The organism is Glutamicibacter arilaitensis Re117 (genome assembly GCF_000197735.1).
Taxonomy (GTDB): domain Bacteria; phylum Actinomycetota; class Actinomycetes; order Actinomycetales; family Micrococcaceae; genus Glutamicibacter; species Glutamicibacter arilaitensis.
Window position 1 is genome coordinate 1,488,472 of sequence record NC_014550.1, and the last position, 17,665, is coordinate 1,506,136.

At 56.5% G+C, this 17,665-nt stretch carries 12 protein-coding genes; 7 read left to right on the forward strand and 5 right to left on the reverse strand.

Annotation, left to right across the window (positions count from 1 at the left end):
* The first annotated feature begins 64 nt into the window (after nt 1–64).
* Both AARI_RS18535 and AARI_RS07295 read left to right on the forward strand, forming a co-directional pair.
* The gene (locus tag AARI_RS18535; protein WP_081461115.1) at nt 65–679 is read left to right on the forward strand and encodes a cell wall-binding repeat-containing protein; all 615 of its coding nucleotides are present in this window, start codon (nt 65–67) and stop codon (nt 677–679) included.
* Between the two features lie 42 nt (nt 680–721).
* Nucleotides 722–4,201: a peroxidase family protein gene (locus AARI_RS07295; protein WP_049862597.1), complete on the forward strand. Its 3,480-nt coding sequence runs from the start codon at nt 722–724 to the stop codon at nt 4,199–4,201.
* 121 nt (nt 4,202–4,322) lie between these two features.
* Here the strand turns inward: AARI_RS07295 and AARI_RS07300 are convergent, their stop codons facing one another.
* The gene (locus AARI_RS07300) at nt 4,323–6,170 is read right to left on the reverse strand and encodes a glycosyltransferase (RefSeq protein ID WP_157867114.1); all 1,848 of its coding nucleotides are present in this window, start codon (nt 6,168–6,170) and stop codon (nt 4,323–4,325) included.
* Nucleotides 6,171–6,300: 130 nt separating this feature from the next.
* Between AARI_RS07300 and AARI_RS07305 the strand changes: the two genes are divergently transcribed.
* The 3 genes from AARI_RS07305 (at nt 6,301) to AARI_RS07315 (ending at nt 11,077) form a co-directional block, all read left to right on the forward strand.
* Nucleotides 6,301–7,746, forward strand: a complete 1,446-nt coding sequence (locus AARI_RS07305; RefSeq protein ID WP_013348684.1) for an IS481-like element ISAar22 family transposase — start codon at nt 6,301–6,303, stop codon at nt 7,744–7,746.
* A 262-nt stretch (nt 7,747–8,008) separates the two neighbouring features.
* The gene (locus AARI_RS07310; RefSeq protein ID WP_013348685.1) at nt 8,009–9,301 is read left to right on the forward strand and encodes a CDP-glycerol glycerophosphotransferase family protein; all 1,293 of its coding nucleotides are present in this window, start codon (nt 8,009–8,011) and stop codon (nt 9,299–9,301) included.
* Nucleotides 9,302–9,640: 339 nt separating this feature from the next.
* Nucleotides 9,641–11,077 carry an IS1380-like element ISAar9 family transposase gene (locus AARI_RS07315; protein ID WP_013348686.1) on the forward strand — a complete coding sequence of 479 codons (1,437 nt, stop codon included), beginning with the start codon at nt 9,641–9,643 and terminating at the stop codon, nt 11,075–11,077.
* Between the two features lie 354 nt (nt 11,078–11,431).
* On the opposite strand, the gene ilvD is transcribed toward AARI_RS07315, so the two are convergent.
* Nucleotides 11,432–13,360 carry a dihydroxy-acid dehydratase gene (ilvD, locus tag AARI_RS07320; RefSeq protein WP_013348687.1) on the reverse strand — a complete coding sequence of 643 codons (1,929 nt, stop codon included), beginning with the start codon at nt 13,358–13,360 and terminating at the stop codon, nt 11,432–11,434.
* 85 nt (nt 13,361–13,445) lie between these two features.
* On the opposite strand from ilvD, the gene AARI_RS07325 reads away from it, so the two are divergent.
* On the forward strand, nt 13,446–14,225 hold the full coding sequence (locus AARI_RS07325) for a helix-turn-helix transcriptional regulator (RefSeq protein WP_013348688.1): 780 nt from the start codon (nt 13,446–13,448) through the stop codon (nt 14,223–14,225).
* A gap of 163 nt (nt 14,226–14,388) precedes the next feature.
* On the opposite strand, the gene AARI_RS07330 is transcribed toward AARI_RS07325, so the two are convergent.
* The 3 genes from AARI_RS07330 to AARI_RS07340 form a co-directional block, all read right to left on the reverse strand.
* The gene (locus AARI_RS07330) at nt 14,389–15,081 is read right to left on the reverse strand and encodes a hypothetical protein (RefSeq protein ID WP_013348689.1); all 693 of its coding nucleotides are present in this window, start codon (nt 15,079–15,081) and stop codon (nt 14,389–14,391) included.
* A gap of 264 nt (nt 15,082–15,345) precedes the next feature.
* Complete coding sequence (locus tag AARI_RS07335) at nt 15,346–16,095, reverse strand: alpha/beta fold hydrolase (protein ID WP_013348690.1); 750 nt, start codon at nt 16,093–16,095, stop codon at nt 15,346–15,348.
* Nucleotides 16,096–16,098: 3 nt separating this feature from the next.
* A complete protein-coding gene (locus AARI_RS07340; RefSeq protein ID WP_013348691.1) occupies nt 16,099–16,680 on the reverse strand; it encodes a hypothetical protein in 582 nt (193 codons plus the stop codon).
* A 206-nt stretch (nt 16,681–16,886) separates the two neighbouring features.
* Between AARI_RS07340 and AARI_RS07345 the strand changes: the two genes are divergently transcribed.
* On the forward strand, nt 16,887–17,615 hold the full coding sequence (locus tag AARI_RS07345; protein ID WP_013348692.1) for an NUDIX hydrolase: 729 nt from the start codon (nt 16,887–16,889) through the stop codon (nt 17,613–17,615).
* The last annotated feature ends 50 nt before the right edge of the window (nt 17,616–17,665 follow it).

Below are 17,665 nucleotides of genomic sequence, written 5' to 3' on the forward strand. Positions count from 1 at the left end.
TCAGTAACGGCCGCCGGGAATCCTGGGTATCGGAATTCGGCGGCCGTCAGAGTCCTCATGAAAAATTTGGGCTAACGCTAACTATCCGGACGCATTGTCCATCGCATCAGTTGCAGGTGCTAAGGGAGCCCCGATTATCCTTGTTCCACGCAACGGTACCCTGCCTGCGGTGGTCGCAGATGAGCTGAGAAGGTTGCAGCCAGCCAGCATAGTGATTCTCGGTGGCAACTCGGCTGTGGCTACGTCCCTGGATCCGCTGGTGAATCCACTAGTTGCCAACGGCACATACGTGATTCCGGATATCGCCACAGATGAGGGGCTTTCGGCATCAGCCACCAGCCTATTCACCATCTTTGGCCAGTTCTTCGATCACGGGTTGGATCTAGTGTCCAAAGGCGGAAACGGCACAGTTGTTATTCCGCTGAAGGAAGATGATCCGCTATTTGTCCCAGGGGCGAGGACCAACTTCCTGACCCTAACCCGTGCCACCATTGATGACACCGACGGGCAGCGAGAACACGTCAATCGGACCACTCCATTTGTGGACCAGAACCAAACCTATGGTTCGCACGCATCACATCAGGCATTCATGCGAGAGTACGCGCTTGATGACAGCGGTACGCCGATACCGACCGGGCGAATCCTCAACGGAGCAGACGGAGAAGGCCTGCCCACATAGAAGGACGTTAAAGACCAGGCCCGCAACGTTCTCGGCATTGCGATGGACGATTTCGACGTGCTGGATGTTCCCCTGCTTGCTACCGATCCATACGGAGCACTGATACTCAGCGGCGGCGGACAAGCCCAGCTGGCCTTTGCCGACGGATTGCGCTCCGGCGACCGGAACAATCCGCTGTCTACTGACGACGTGCTCACCGCCAATGCGTCCTTCCTGGACGACATTGCACACGGTGCCACGCCGCTACCAGATACGCAGAGTCCTGACGGGACGGTCATCCCGGGCTACGACAACGCCGCCCTGGAAGCTCATTACATCACCGGTGATGGCCACGGAAACGAGAACATCGGTTTGACTGCGGTTCACCATGTATTCCACGCGGAGCACAACCGAGTGATGGAACAGATCAAGGACGAGCTGGAGAACAATTTGCCAGCATCGTTGCTGGAACGGTACCAGAAAGACAGCTTCTGGAACTACGGCGAACGGCTCTTCCAAGCGGCTCGATTCTTCACCGAAATGCAGTACCAGCACTTGGTGTTTGAGGAGTTCGCCCGTCGAGTTGCCCCATCCATCGATCCAACGGTATTGAACGAGAACTCGTACCAGCCGAATGTGAACTCGTCCATCAGGGCAGAATTCGCCCACGCTGTCTACCGTTTCGGCCACTCCATGTTGCGGGAAACCGTTCCACGCGAGTACAACGGTGAAATCACCGAAGTGCCGTTGCTGGACGCATTCCTGAATCCAACGGCCTTTGCCACTGCTCCTGACGGGACAGCGCTCAGTGCTGCCGACTCGGCCGGCGGTATTCTCAAGGGCCTGGCGAATCAAACCGCGAACGGCATTGATGAGTTCGTGACCGATACGCTGCGCAACCAGCTGCTCGGCCTGCCGCTCGACTTGGCCGCGATCAACTTGGCTCGCGCTCGCGATACCGGTGTGCCTTCACTGCAGACCGCGCGCGAGACGTTCTACAACGATTCCGGTGATTCCCAGCTGGAGCCATATAGCAGTTGGGAAGACTTCCGGCTGTCCATGAAGAACCCCGAGTCCATCGGGAACTTCTTGGCTGCCTACGCCAACCATGCATCCGTGACCGACGCAACCACGTTGGACGCCAAGCGGAACGCAGGACAGGCGCTGGCACAAGATGCGGCATTCATGGCGGCGCCTGCCGCTGAAACGGGTGTCAATGACATCGATCTCTGGATGGGCGGTCTAGCGGAGAAGCCGTATATCTTCGGCGGAATGCTCGGATCCACGTTTAACCACGTGTTCGAGATTCAGCTCGAAGACCTCCAGAACGGTGATCGCTTCTACTACCTGACCCGCAACCTGGGCAACACCCTCTTCCACTCGCTGGAAGGCAACTCGCTGTCCCAGATTGTCCTGCGCAACACCACTGCGGATCGTGTCCCGCATGACGTGTTTGCCTCGCCGCAGCTGACATTCAACCTTGATACGCCTCAGGCGGAACTGAACGCAGCCGGCCTCACCGGATCTGCGGCAGGCGGTTGGAGGTTCACCGGAGCCGAGCACATCGTCATTCAAGACAATGACCAAGCCAGCACCATTCGGGGCGGTCTAGGCGATGACTCCATCTGGGGCAAGGGCGGCAACGATCGGATCGAAGGTGACGACGGCAATGACGCCCTGATGGGTGGCGATGGCGATGACATCATTACCGATCTCTTCGGTGACGCAGACCGGCTCCAAGGAGAAGCCGGCAACGACGTGCTGAACCCGGGGCCTGGAGTCGGCGACCTGACCTTTGGCGGTTCGGGCAACGACTACATGCTCGGAGGCCAGGACAGGGTGACCGCCCACGGCGGCCTAGGCGATGATTTCCTCTTCGGTTCAACCGGGCCTGATGTCCTCTATGGAGATGAAGGCAACGATTGGCTCGAGGGCGGCGGCGGTGCCGACCTCGTCCAAGGCGACATGGGCAACACCATGTTCAACGACCCGAATCTGTACCATGGCGGTCACGATGTGCTGATCGGCAACGGCGGCAACAATGACCTTGACGCCGAAGGCGGCGATGACATCATGGTCGCTGGCCCCGGGACCGATAGGTATTCCGGAGTCCTCGGCTTCGACTGGGTGACCCATAAGGGCCATAACAACCCGGTCAATGCCGATATGGGATTCATCGTCGGCATGCCGCAGGATCTGACCAGCATTCGGGACCGGTTCTTGCAGACCGAGGCGTTGAGTGGATGGAATGGCGATGACATCCTGCGTGGTTCACGTGGGGGCATCGACCTGACCTTCGACCCAACCGGCGGGCAGCTGGGCTACGGCCATAAGCTGACGCAAGATCACCTGGATCGGGTGGACAACTTGCGTGAGCTGCTCGGTGGCGGAGACGTCCCACAGTATGCTCGTCCGTTCCTTGAAAATGACCCGGTGGTCTATGACGGAGACTTCAATAACAATCTCCTGATGGGGGGCTCCGGATCGGATCTGATTGAACCCCGCGACGGCCGAAACTTCGTTGACGGCGATGCGTGGTTGAATGTCCGGCTCGAGTATCGGCCTGCGAATGGGGATCCCGAATCGCGTGATTCGATGTCCTTCTTCAACACCAGGCTGCTCAACGGCACCATCAACCCAAGCGAGCTCCATGTGGTCCGTGAAGTGCTCCAGCTGGAGAACGAAGCGAACAATATCGACACAGTGGTCTTCGAAGGCATCGCTGAAGACTACACCGTGACGGAGCTCGAAGCGGGCGTGGTCAAGGTCGTGAATGTCCTTGAGGGCGAGGAAATGTCAAATGTTCTTCGGAACATTGAACGGATCCAATTCAATGACCAGGTTGTTTGCCTGCCGCTGGGCACCGAGCAAAATTGTGGCCAAGCCAGCGGTGAAGTAGTGCTGAACTACGAGGATCCAATCAGTGAGGACAATGAAATCACCACCGACGCCAGTGGGGTCGAAGACCTCGACGGCATCGATTCTGGATTCACTTACTCGCTGCAGTCCTTCGTTGAAGCCGGAACTGACCCGTTCACCAACTCCTGGGTTACCACCCAGACTAATGAAACGGGTACCTTCACCCTCACCGACGCAGAAGTCGGCGCACCGGTCAGGGTTCTGGTGACCTACATCGATGGCAATGGAACGCATGAGCAGATTGCCTCGGCCGGAACACCGGCCGTAGCAAATGTGAATGATGCACCAGTTGGGCCAGTGATCGCTCCGCAGGCTACAACAGTCGGGGACGTCCTGCGCATCGTGACCCATATGTCGGATGAGGACGGAGCCGAATCAGTGCTCGAAGAACCAGGTGGAGTGTACACCTGGCAGCAGAGTGCCGATGGCCAGTCGTGGACAGACATCGACGGCGCAACCGGCGACGGATCGAATATGGTCAGCTTCATGGTGACCGCAGGGCAGCAGAACCACCACGTTCGCTTGTCCATCGCGTACACCGACGATCAGGGCCAGGATGAAGTTGCCTATTCGAACGCTACGGATTTGATCCCTAGCCCACAGAATCCGGCCCCGGCTCCATAATTACCGTCAGGAAGGAGAGCCCCCCACTCCGACCCGCGAGGCGTCGGAACCGGACAAGGCGGGTGCCGCTAGAAGCCATTCAGGCTGAAAGCGGCACCCGCTGCTACGTGCGCCGAGTCTGCTACTTCAGGCTGAGATTTCCATACACGGTGAAGTACGGGAGAGAAATATTCTTCTGGCGGACCCCGAGCCTCAGCAAAATCGAAGATTGACCTGAGCCCATCCGCACGTAAATATCCAGCGGGCCGTCAATCTGCCCGCTCTCAATTGCGGCAGCTGGAATGGCGAACGTCGCTTCGCCCGTAGAGCTGCTTGAAGGATCTAGCCGGAACACATGTTCAGAAGCAACCTCACCGCGGGGCGTGATTTCCAGTTGGATGCTATCCAAATCAAGATCGTCGGCATTCCAACCGATCCGTAGGTCTATGCCGCCATCGTCCTGGAACTCGATGCGTTTGGTTGTGGGTTTCAAAGTGGCAAGCACACCGAGAATCAGTCTGTCGTTGCGTACCCTCTTCAGCCATTGCGCCCAATTATTGAAGACAGCTTCTTCAGAATACGACGCGGACGCTGAGAAAGCTTTCGACGAAATTCTCGAACTCAAATTTTCATCGCTAAGCAATCGGATGACGATGCCAACTAAGGCCTGCACATCGCCACGGGCAGAAAGGAACCCGGTTTCGCCGTGCTCGATTACATCACGTGGGCCGAAATTCACATCGTAGGCAACAGGAATGCAACCATTGGCTTGTGCCTCTAATAATGCCAGGGGTTGACCTTCGAACGCGCTGCACAGAAGAAGGACATTAGCTCGTTGGAGATGTTCGCGCACATTATCTACGTGTCCGTGAAATTGAACTATAGGGTCCAAGCCCAATTCGCGAACCAACCGCTCAAGATTTTCGCGCTCAGGCCCCTCGCCCACAATATCCAACGAAACTGGCTGTCCAGATTTGGCGACCGCATGAACAATCCGGATAACATCTCCGACGCCTTTGGCTTCAGTCAACCGGCCAACGTGGATAACCTTTGAGAGATCGCGGAGAGATCGGTCGGGCAAGTTTCCGACTCCTCGTGAGGGATTGCTCAATACATGGGTTTTGCCGTCATCGCCGAAACGTCGGATAAAGGCGTCTTTCTGGGATTTCGTGAGAAACACCAGCCCATCCCAGTTGGAACGGGCATTGATTATCGGCAGGTGGGCTTTGGATAATTTCCCGGACAACGTGTCTTCGCCCGCAGCGACATGCGTGCTATGAAAGTTATAGATCTTGATAGCCAAGGGGTGCTGCCAGTTATTGAGAAACGCTGCAGCATACTTGCTGTCAACGATAACGTCAGTAGTTTTCTCGCCCACAATAGTCGAAAGCCAATGGCGATACAGGCTAGCCGCCGTAGAAAACTCCTGGACGAATAAGTTGCCCCGTCGAAAAAGCTGCAACCGCCGTAGCGTTTTCGATTCATCCTTCGGATCCGGATAGCTGAAATCCACCAAATACTTGGTGCCGTCGCGGCGGAAATATTCGCGACGATTCAACAACGAGTGGGAAGCCGATTTGTAGTCGCGGAAGAAGAGCGAATTGTCTCGCGTGCGATACGTTTCAGTTGGCTTGCCCCAAACAACGTCCGGTAACGGTGTCGGTTTAGTATCGTCGGTCATTCTCGCAGGTGCTTCATGATCGTAATATTCATGCAGGTTAACGATGGGGACTGCACTATGCAACCGTCCGGAAGAAAGTAGCGTTTCACTAATCTGTTCAAAGTTTGGTTCGGGTGCGAAGGTCACAACGGCGGACGGTACTCCTTGTTCATGGAATATTCCTGCGCGGTTTAAACACATGGCAGTCATGCCGCCGAAAGAATCCTTAACTTGCCACGTAACCATCAATGCGCGGCAAGCATTCTCGAGTCGATTCTTCGGCTCGCTAATCAATTTAAAAGAGGTTCCGCCGATGGTAGGATGTGACATGTCCTCTCTCAGAACATCGCTTACACCCTGACTCACAACATCGCTTACAGGATGTATCAGCACATCGCTGACAGGTAGCAAGACATGCTGGCAGGCCCCTTCTGGTCAGCGATCAATTTGATAATTAAACGTGTCAAATTCATTATCGGCGTCGATACGCCGCCAAATCATCGAGTTCGATCCGGGCCTGCCAGACTCCTTGAGTATCTCGCAGTTCTGCAAGGAACTGGGAATCAGCAGACCCTCCTACTACAAAGTCAAAGAGCGATTCGTTGCCGAAGGGAACAAAGCACTCAACCCGCACTCCAGAGCCCCGAAAACAGACCGGCGCATCTACAGCGACCAAACCAAAACCACGGTCCTACGCATCCGCAAGCGACTGGCCAAGGACGGGTGGGACAACGGGCCCTTATCTATCTGGTTCGAAAGCCTTGATACTCAGGAGTTCGGTGAGCTACGCCCCTCGGTGGCCACGATCGGCAGGATCCTTGCCGAGGCCGGAGCTACCAAGCGAAACCCGCGCAAACGCCCCCGTAAATCATGGCTGCGCTTCGCCCGTTCGCATCCGATGGAAATGTGGCAGATCGACGGACTGGAATATCGATTGTTCGACCAGGACGCGACCAAGGCGATGATCTATCAGCTCATTGATGACGGCTCCCGATTCGACGTGGGTACGCGGTGCTTTGAGCAAATGGAGAACGCGCAAGATGCGATGGAAACGCTCAAGGCAGCGTTCGCGGAGTATGGGGTGCCGCAACAACTTCTCAGCGACAATGGTGGTGCTTTCAATCTTTCTCGGCAGGGCCTGGTGAACCAGACTGAAATATTCTTGGCTAGCGTGGGCTGCGAAGCGATTACGGGCCGGTTCAGTCATCCGCAAACGCAAGGCAAGAACGAACGCAGCCATAATACGTTGACCCGGTTCCTCGACGCGCATGCACCACATAACCTGGCGGAGCTTTCCACGTTGTTGGAGCAGTATCGGAATCACTATAACCACCGTCGGCGCCACCAGGCGCTGAAAGTGGGGCACACGTATCTGACGCCTGCTCAAGCGTGGGAAGCCGGTGATCATCGTGGTTCGGATGGCGTGGCCATCGATATTGCCAGGATACAGGCCAAAGCCCAGTCGTACTTGGACAAGGCTCTGGCCGTGAAAGCCGATTTGGTTCCGGAGGGCGTAGTGGATGATGGGCTTCAGGTGTTGGGACGTACGAAGGTTGAAAACTACACCGGTAGCCCCAGCGTACTGACGGATCAACGCGATGATGTGATCCAGATTCGACGGACGAATCCGCAGATCTATTTTCGTGGCCGTGTTTTCAAGGTGCCAGCTCACCTGATCGGTGAATACCAGCTGGTCTTGAGCAAGGATGCTTATACGCTTTACAGCACTGTTGATGGTGAGCAATCACTGTCATTTCCGTTACCGGTCAGGCTGCATTCCAGTGCGCGTTTGGTGCCGTTGTGGCAGGTGTATGGAGCCCGGATCAGGGATCCGAAGCCGGCCTGGACTCAGAAGCGGATCGAGTATGAGGACATCTACTATTCGTCTGACGTCGCCGTTTCCTAGCTAAGGAGATTCGTTGCGCACGGTGTCAGCGATGTTGTGAGTTTGGTTGTCAGCGATGTGCTGATGCCGCGTGTCTACGATGTCCTGAGTTTGGTTGTAAGCGATGTGGTGAGTTCGTGTGTAAACAAACTACCGAGTGATTACATGGTAGAATGTGACATCGTATACTACTTTCGTTGATGAAGCGCTGCTGTTTCCTGTGGCCAATCGTAGCTAAGAATAGGCCGGAATCTTGCTTCAATCGACCATTTAGGGGAAATGAATGATTGGATTCTTGCTAGAACTTGGTACCTCTCTCAAATCAGAGACCAGACAGCTTCTCAGTTCATTGGGGCGAAGCATTAAAATCCAAGAAACTCTGGGATGGATCGGTATTGAGAATGGTAGGACTTTCAACCATGAAATTGAAAATTTGCCAGTCCCGGCTACGGTTGTCGTGTACTTCGGCGATGAACCGGATAAGACTTATCAGCTAATACAGTGGTTGCCGGTGTTAGAGCAGTTGAATCAGAAGCATCCTGTGGTGCTGCTTTTTAGGCGTGTTGAGTCGTTCCGGATGATGCAGCGGCATACTGATCTACCTAGAATCTTCGTCAGAAGGTTCTCCAGCCTCATGGATCTTTACGAGGACAACCGCTACCAGCTCGTCATTTATGTAAATAATAGCCGCACTAACTTTCAGTCTCTTGAGCATCCTCGACCGGTTCATGTTCACGTAAACCATGGAGAAAGTGACAAAGTTTCCATGGTTTCCAATAAGGCGAAGGCCTACGATCGAGTATTTGTTGCGGGGCCAGCGGCGATTGACAGGCATCGGCAACGACTTATTGATTTTGGGCTGGATAAGTTATTGGTCACCGGACGACCGCAGTTAGATATTGAATTCGATCCCTTGGTTGAACCTAGCAATAGAAAAACGGTGATGTACGCGCCCACCTGGCAAGGCGAGAATGAGGACAATAACTATACTTCGATGGACCTTTATGGCCGGGAGATCGTGCAGGCTCTCTTGGCGGATCCCGGCAACAGAGTGATCTACAAGCCGCATCCTCGAATTCTGGATACCAGAGATCTAGAAGTGAAGGCAGCGCACGAGGCGATTTGTAGTCTAATAGCTAAGGCAAATTCAGTTGGTGCCGATCATGAATTTTTTGATTCGGGGAACATCCTTGCCATGTTTGACAGCGTGGATGCCATGATCACAGATGTTTCGAGTGTTGGCTTGGACTTCCTTTACCTGTGCCCAGAAAAGCCGCTAATCCTTACTGACAGGCGCCAAAATGAAGATCAACTCGCGATCGACGCGCCTATATCCCGTTCTTGCCCAATCATCAATCTGGTGACCAAGGAGTCGCTGGGAAGCCTGCTGCCGGTATGGATCGAGGATGACGAAATGGCTCGAATGCGCCTTGAATCGCGGGAGTTTTATTTTGGAAATCTGAAACGCGGAGAGTCGACTCGCAAGTTCTTCGAACAGATCTCGAGCTTGATTGCGGAACGACAGGATAAGATCAGCGGATATCGCGCCTGGCATCCAACGATCGAAAGCGAATGATGTACCTGGGGTAGTTGAATAGCTCGAGCGGCTATTGTTCTCTCAATCTCGTCGCTCAGTAACGTTCAATCGAAGTTCGGTTGCTGCTGTGGATTTGGTTATGGACCCCCATACGCCGTTTACTAGGATGCTGTGTGCATCGACGAGCTAGGAAAACCTGAGACTATCTTCGTTGATCTGAATCCAAATGTTCTGTGTTCAGATTTAGCCTGAGCTAGCCCGGGTATTTCATGAAGGCCGGTAGTCATTAACTGACTTAAAAGATGAAAAGGTGATCTGAACTGGGAAAATGGGAGTGTCTAAGCTTCCAAAATACCCGTTCGAAGGATCACCTTTTCTGTGAACCATTCTACCCAAGTTTTCCCTGCCATCCCGACCCAACTCACCGGCCAAACCTTGGTCTCTCACGCAGGGTTATCTGTACTGACCAGTTTCCTGAACGCCTTGGACTTCCGCAGCCTCTGCGAGGACCGGTTCAGCCAGTTCGTGCCAGCCTCCGCGACGCACCGTCCAGGCAAGATCCTCGGAGCATTGGCTCTATCGTTGGCGGCCGGCGGTGAACAAGCCACAGACATCGACCAGCTACGAGCCGCACCAGACCTCTTCGGTCCTGTAGCGTCGGATGCCACAATCAGCCGATTCATGGGCCGGATCAAGGAACAACCAGAAGCTTTCTCCTACGGGTTCGCCACCATGACCCGGAGTCTGCGTTCCAAGGTTTGGGCGGCGGCCGGGCCCCGGAATCCCGCCCGGCTGGCTACGGCAACCAATCCGCTGATTATCGACATCGATGCGTCGCTAGTTCATGTCCATTCCGAGAAAGAATCCAGCGCAGGAACGTATAAAGGCGGATACGGCTTTTCACCGATGATCGCCATGGCTGACTACGGCAAAGCCCACGGCACCGGAGAAGTCCTCGCCGTGCAGTTGCGCCCGGGAAACCGGGGCGCAAACTCCGCGAAATCCCATATCGAGGTGCTCGGCCAAGCACTGGCCCAGCTGCCTGATGATTTCTATGACGAGCACGGAAACCTGGTCGGTGAGAAGATCCTGGTCCGTACCGATAGTGCTGGGTCCTCCCGGGAGTTCTTGCACCACCTGGATTCGTTGGGGATCCAGTTCTCCACCTCATATTCGCTGCCGGTCATCAAGGAACGGTTCGTCCGGTGGATCGATGAGAAGAAGTACTGGGAACCAGCACTCACCGCTGACGGGCAGCAGCGTGATGACGCGTGGGTGATTGACGCGAGCAAAGTCTTGGAGCTGAAGGACTACCCACCAGGAACAAGGATCTATCTGCGCGCTGAGCCGTTGCATCCCGGTGCGAAAGCAAACTTGTTCGATACCGACGGGAACCGGGTGACAGCGTTCTTGACCAATGCTCCGCGGTTCAACGTGGCGTTCCTCGATGCCCGGCACCGTGCCCGTGGCCGGTGTGAGAACAGGATCAAAACGTTGAAGAATGCGGGGTTGGGGAAGCTGCCGTATTGGTCTTTTGCTGCGAACCAGGCGTGGGCTGACCTGGCAATGTTCGCGGTGAACTTGGTCGCATGGCTGCAACTGGCCGTGCTGCCTGGCGGTCATAAGGCTTCGGTCTGGGATCTTAAGCGATGGAGGTACCGGCTGTTCTCGATGGCGGGGAAAATCGTCTCTGGTGGGCGGCAACGCCGGCTGTTAATCTCGGCAAGAGCACCAGAAGCGCGGCTGTTACGCCAACTGAACGAGGGTGTTGACGTGTTGTTCCAGCGGTGGCGGCACGACCAGCTGGCTACCTGAATCGGTGGTTTCTTTGTTTCTCTGGTTTGAAAGGTCATTCTGGTCCGGGTCGGTGGAGCCTGGCATTCAGCGTCGATGGTTCAGGCGCTCTTTGTCGTGGGTGGAATCAGAAACGGCCGCCGGGAATCCTGGGTATCGGATTTCGGCGGCCGTCAGATAGCTGATGAAAAATCTGGGCTAAACCAAACTTCCGGTGGGCCCACTCAGCGCGCAACACTTTATCGACCGGCAGCAGGAGTGAAAGGGCTACGCGACAGGGTATGGACAAAACTGCCGGGAATATGGGCAAAGCCCGTTTTCCCTGAAGACTTCAGGGAAAACGGGCTTAGCGCTGTGCGGTAGTGCGCAGCTGGTTTATGCCTTGGCAGATCCTGCAGCGCGCAGAGCCGCTGCAGCGCGTTCATCGGATTCACGCATGGCACGCTCGACACGATCCACATCGCGTACGGCGCCCTTGTCTGCAGACAAGGCCATGGCTGCGTAGGCACGCAGTGCAGGAGAGACCACGCGCTCGCGGTTCTTCGGACGGTAGCCGGTGGTGGCGATCAAGCGCTCGCGGCGTTCGTCCAGTACTTCGTCGGAGACGTTCAGGGTCAACTCGCGGGTTGGGATGTCGATGGAGATGATATCGCCATCTTCAACCAGAGCGATCATGCCGCCGGAAGCCGCCTCGGGGGAGACGTGTCCGATGGACAGACCCGAGGTGCCGCCCGAGAAGCGGCCATCGGTAATCAAGGCGCAGGCCTTGCCCAGGCCACGGCCCTTAAGGAACGAGGTTGGGTAGAGCATTTCCTGCATGCCCGGGCCGCCCTTAGGACCTTCGTAGCGGATGACCACCACGTCGCCTTCCTTCACCTGCTTGTTCAGGATCTTCTCGACGGCTTCATCCTGTGATTCGCAGACCACTGCCGGGCCGGAGAAGGTCCAGATCGATGGGTCAACGCCAGCGGTCTTGACCACGGCGCCGTCCACGGCGATGTTGCCGCGCAGCACGGCCAGTCCGCCGTCCTTGGAGTAGGCGTTCTCTACCGAGTGGATGCAGCCTTCAGCATCATCGGTATCCAGTGCGGCCCAGCGTTCGGACTGCGAGAAGGCGGTGGAGGAACGCACGCCGCCCGGAGCTGCATGCCACAGGTCGAAGGATTCTTCCTTGGCCTTGCCGCTGCGGATATCCCAGTCATCCAGCCATTCGCCCAGGGTTGCCGAGTGGACGGTGTGCACGGTTTCATCCAGCAGGCCGCCGCGGCGCAATTCGCCCAGGATTGCCGGAATGCCACCGGCGCGGTGGACATCTTCCATGTAATAGATGGTGCCGTTGCCGGCAGCGTTCGGAGCAACCTTGGCCAGGCAAGGTACGCGGCGCGAAACTTCATCGATCTCGTCCAGGCCGAAGTCCACGCCGGCTTCGCTGGCAGCAGCCAGCAGGTGCAAGATGGTGTTGGTGGAACCGCCCATGGCGATATCCAAGGCCATGGCGTTGCCGAAGGCCTTCTTGGTGGCGATGCTGCGTGGCAGCACCGTCTCGTCGTCTTCGCCGTAGTAGCGGTTGGCGATATCGACAACCAGCTTGCCGGCGTTCTGGTACAGGTCCTTGCGAGCCGTGTGGGTGGCCAAGGTGGAACCGTTGCCTGGCAGGGACAAGCCCATGGCTTCGGTCAGGCAGTTCATCGAGTTGGCGGTGAACATGCCCGAGCAGGAACCACAAGTAGGGCAAGCCGACTCTTCGATGCGCAGCAAGTCTGCATCCGAGACGTTCTCGTTCACTGCCTCGGAGATGGCGTCAACCAGGTCCAAGGTGCGCACAGTGCCATCGACCAAGGTGGCACGGCCCGATTCCATTGGGCCGCCGGAAACGAAGACGGTAGGGATGTTCAGGCGCAGTGCGGCCATGAGCATGCCGGGGGTGATCTTGTCGCAGTTGGAGATGCAGATCAGCGCGTCAGCACAGTGCGCATTGACCATGTACTCCACCGAGTCCGCAATCAGATCGCGCGAAGGCAGGGAGTAGAGCATGCCGCCGTGGCCCATGGCGATGCCGTCATCTACGGCAATGGTGTTGAATTCGCGAGGAATGCCGCCAGCTGCGGTGATGGCCTCGGAAACAATGCGGCCTACCGGCTGCAGGTGGGTGTGTCCGGGGACAAACTCGGTGAAGCTGTTGGAGACAGCGATAATCGGCTTGCGCCCGAGGTCAGCGCCGTTCACGCCGGCTGCGCGGAACAGTGCGCGAGCGCCGGCCATATTGCGGCCATGGGTGACAGTGTGTGAACGAAGTGTGGTCATACATAAAATCTCACCATATTTTTGCCCTCAAACCCAGACGGTGACGATACTAGTAGTACTACTACCATGCAACAAGGTGATTCCAATGAAACCAAGTCAACGACGCCGTGAAGAACTCGCAGCCTTCCTCAAGGACCGCAGAGCTCGGGCAGATAGGTCTTCGCACGGACTGCCGGAGATCGGACGCAGTAGGGTGCGTGGTTTGCGCCGCGAAGAGGTGGCCACCTTGGCCGGTGTTTCTGTTACCTGGTACACCTGGCTGGAGCAGGCCCGCGACATCAATCCCTCGCGCCAAGTTCTGCAGTCTCTGGCCAGACTGTTCCGGCTCACTTCGGTGGAATCCTCGTATCTGTTTTCGCTGGCCGGGCATGGTGAGCTTGAGCCCATCGGAAACGGCGGCATGACCCCAGCCCTGCAACGCCTGCTCGACGCCTTGCAGTTCCCGGCCTTCCTGCTTTCGGCTGACTGGACCATCTTGGGTTGGAACACCGCCTACGAAGAGCTGTACCCGCGCGTGGCTTCGCTGGAGCGCGAAGACCGGAACCTCTTGTGGCTGGTTTTCACCGATGCGCAACTGCGTGAGATGCTCCCGGACTGGGAGGTGCAGAGCCGAGGTTTCGTTGGAAGCTTCCGTGCGGAAACCCGCGGGTGGCTGAGCCCTTCGGGGGAGAGTGGCATCGTTGCCCGAGTCTCCGCGGCTTCCGCGGAGTTCGCTGCCATTTGGAATGAGCGGGACGTTGCAGGATTCCAAACCGGTGAGCGGGTATTCCGTCATCCAACCAAGGGCCTGACCCGCTATGAACAGCACAATCTGACTCCTACGGAAGCCACGGACCTGACCTTGCTGATGTACACGCCGCGGTAGAGGCAGATTGCAGTCGAAAACAATCTTGAGCGAGCTAGAGATGTTACACAGATGTATTCATGAACAGAGGCAAAGTGCGTTGATGGGGCACACTTCGTGATTCAGTCGCTGGTAAGCATCAAGTCCTTCGAAAGCTAGCTATCCAAAACTATGTTCGGGCGGGCTAATCAAGATCCAGTGTGAACTCCGTGCCTGAACTGCGGGGGAAGCTGATCTTTCCGAGATCGCTAGCCGTTTTTGCTTCCATGGCAACGGAGACCAGCCCGAAATCGGTGGCCGCGAATTCCACTAGCGGACGCAAGTCTTCGTGATTTCCTTCGATTTTCAGCAGCTCGGTACGCACCGTTTCTTCGGTGAGGTCAGGTGGAAGCAGGTAGAGCTCCACGCCAGGGGTGCTGCTGGTGGCGTCAACGTCCAGATGCAAACCTTCCTCTTTGACCTCTGCGGGATCCTCGCATTCAACTTCTTCCTCGCTCATTGTGCCGTTGGCGTCTTGCGATCCGTCGTAGGCCCATGCAATCAGGCACAGTTCGCCAGAATCGTTCACGGCAGCGTATTGCTTCGCGTAGCTCATCTGGGCCAATGCTCGGATGCTGTCTTGATCGATTTCAGGATCAGTGACAGGTTCCGGAGTCTTGTCTTGATCCGTGGCGGCATTTTCCAGAGTCGGAACAATGTCAGCTGCCTGGACCGATGCCGGTGAGGAAGGTTGTGCGGAAGAAGATTCTGCTGCGGCGGGTGAGGATTGGGAAGGTGCTGGGGAGGTTCCCGGTGCCGGGTCTTCTGTTGCGGCGCACGCGGTAGCCAGCAGTGCGATAGTACCGAGTGCGAGTGCTGCAGAGGCTTTGCGGTTCATTTTCTACCTTCGTTTACGTGGGCAGTCGCCATGATTCGATTGATGGAGGTGATACACCGTGCCATAAATCATCAGAGCAGATATCGAGGAGCTAGCTTGCTATTCCGACCTTAACGATTCCGAAGCGCGGAGGGCAACAGGAAAGTGAAACTAACAGCGCGAATTAACGAAATCGTTATGATGAAAAGTCGGATTGCCGATTAACTGCACAGCTGGCGGCACCTGTGCGTTGATTCGCGCAGGTGCCGCCAGCTTGGTGATCGGCTAGATGGAGAAGAACTCCACAGCTTTTTCCTTGAACTCACGGCTTGTGACCGCGTTCGCGTGATTGCGTCCTGGCAGCCAATGAATTGATGAGTCGGTTCCGGCCTCCCTGAGCAAGCGGCGCAGCTCGGGCATGGTGGTCGCCAAGTCATCGTGGTCCCCGGCGACCAGCAGAACCGGGCATGCGGGGATCTTGGATGCCGGGACGTACGGATCGGTTTTAATTGCTTCGATCAGGCGGAAAAGCGCTTCGAAATCGTTGCTGCCCTCTGCCTTGGCAATAGTGATGACCTTGGCGGTGTATTCGTCATGCACCTCTTCGCCGTGGTCAATGAATGCGCGGGCCTGGTCGAGTTCGAAGGCTGCCAATGGATCGATGCTGGCAGCTCCGCCCATGACCAGTTTGTTGACCAGCTCGGGGAAGTGCGCAGCGAATTCCCATCCCAGGCGTGCACCCAAGGAGTAGCCCAAGACATCGACCTTGCTGATGCCATGCTCTGCCAATGCGGAGGCGATCGATTCGCGGATCCGGGTCGGAGTCCACGATCCGTCGTTTCGGTAGGGATCGGTGCCGTGGCCTGGCAGGTCTAGCAAGATGGCATCGCGCCCGTGGGTAGTGAAGTGCTGGACCCAGCGTGAGCGCATCCAGTTCATATCAGCCGACGAGGCGAAGCCGTGGATGAGAAGCACCGGAGGTGCGCCGGTCTCGGTATCCGTTGAAATCACACGTAGGTTCAGATCCAGAGTCATGCTCTAGATCCTAGGCGACTTCAGGCTTTCGCGCCTGTCATCGCGGCATTGGCAGATGAATGCGCTCAAAGAGCGGTTGAAACCGTGCTGGCGTAGACAAAATGTCACTTCCATCCCGGCTGCGGGAGCGCTCTGCCTGATCCATTGATACCAGATTCCAGCGTTTGGACTCTGCCGATCCTTGAGGGTCTTGGATGCGCTGCCCAGCTCCAGGATTTGGGCCTTGGCGAGACCTGCATCAGGGTTATCGGACAAAACCGATACGTCTTCGATCAGGCTGGCAAGGCAATTCTTGGCATCCTGAACCGAGCTGATAAGCAACTTGTCGGCTTCAGATTCGATCTCCAAGTAGGCGAATTCTGAGGTGGCAATGTCCAATACCCACCGGGCAATGAGCGGTTTGGCCAGTGCCGGTGCGGACTGAACCCACAATTTGGCGAAGTCCCAATATGGCTGCGCATCATCAGAGATCCGGTGGAAGTCGAAGTTCTCGTAAATCGCTTCCGGGTCAAGGCACAAGGCCAGGGAGGCCACCTCGGTCGGCTGTCCTGCCTCAATGGCATCTTGAATCTGTGAAACCGTCAAGTTTATTCACTCATCCGTCCGTTTGCAGAAGTTTAGGCCTTTTGAGCGAGGGGATATGCCTCAACCAGCGAGTGTGTCGTTGGGTGCATCGCGGTTTGATAAGCATGTTTTGGATTTTCTGGTCTACATGTAGCAGTGCAGGCCTTGTTAATGTCAGAATGACTTTAACAAAATTTGAAAATATCGCATCGGAGAGCACGCGCAAGATGTCATCGGTACCAGGATGGGCGAACGTCAACGAACGCCGGAACCTGCCACCAGCCCTAGCCGTATCCACCGTGATTCTAGGAATCCGGGAAGGGAAAGACGGCGGTCCGGATAAGCTCTGCTTGCCGCTGGTACGTCGCATCCGCCAGCCACACGCCGGCATGTGGGCGTTGCCCGGAGGCCCGGTAGAAACCCGTGAATCCTTGGGCCAGGCGGCCAGCCGCAACCTAGCCGAAACCACGGGCCTGCGTCCGAGCTATCTGGAGCAGCTTTATACCTTCGGGGATATCGACCGCTCGCCAACCCACCGGCTGGTCACCATCGCCTACTTTGCGCTGCTGAACGCAGATCAAGTGGGCGCCACCGTCCAATACGAAAACGTGGCCTGGTTCGATATCGATGATCCGCAGATTGCCCAGATGGCTTTCGACCACCGGAAAATAGTCGACTACGCGCTCTGGCGATTGCGCAACAAGACCGAATACGGCCAGATTGCGCACCGGTTGCTCGGTGAACGCTTCACCCTGGCAGCCCTGCGCGGAGTCTACGAAGCGATCCTGGGACGCCGGCTAGACCCAGCGAACTTCCGCCGCACCCTCAAGAGCACGGCCTCCATTGAGGAAACCGATGAGTATCTGGCCGGAGGAAAGCACCGGCCGCCACGGCTCTACCGCTATGCCGGACACGGACGCGACCCGCTGCAGGTCGACACCGAACAGAACAACTAGGCAACACCAACCACGCCAAGCACGCTGAACAACCCCGCGAAAGGGGACCT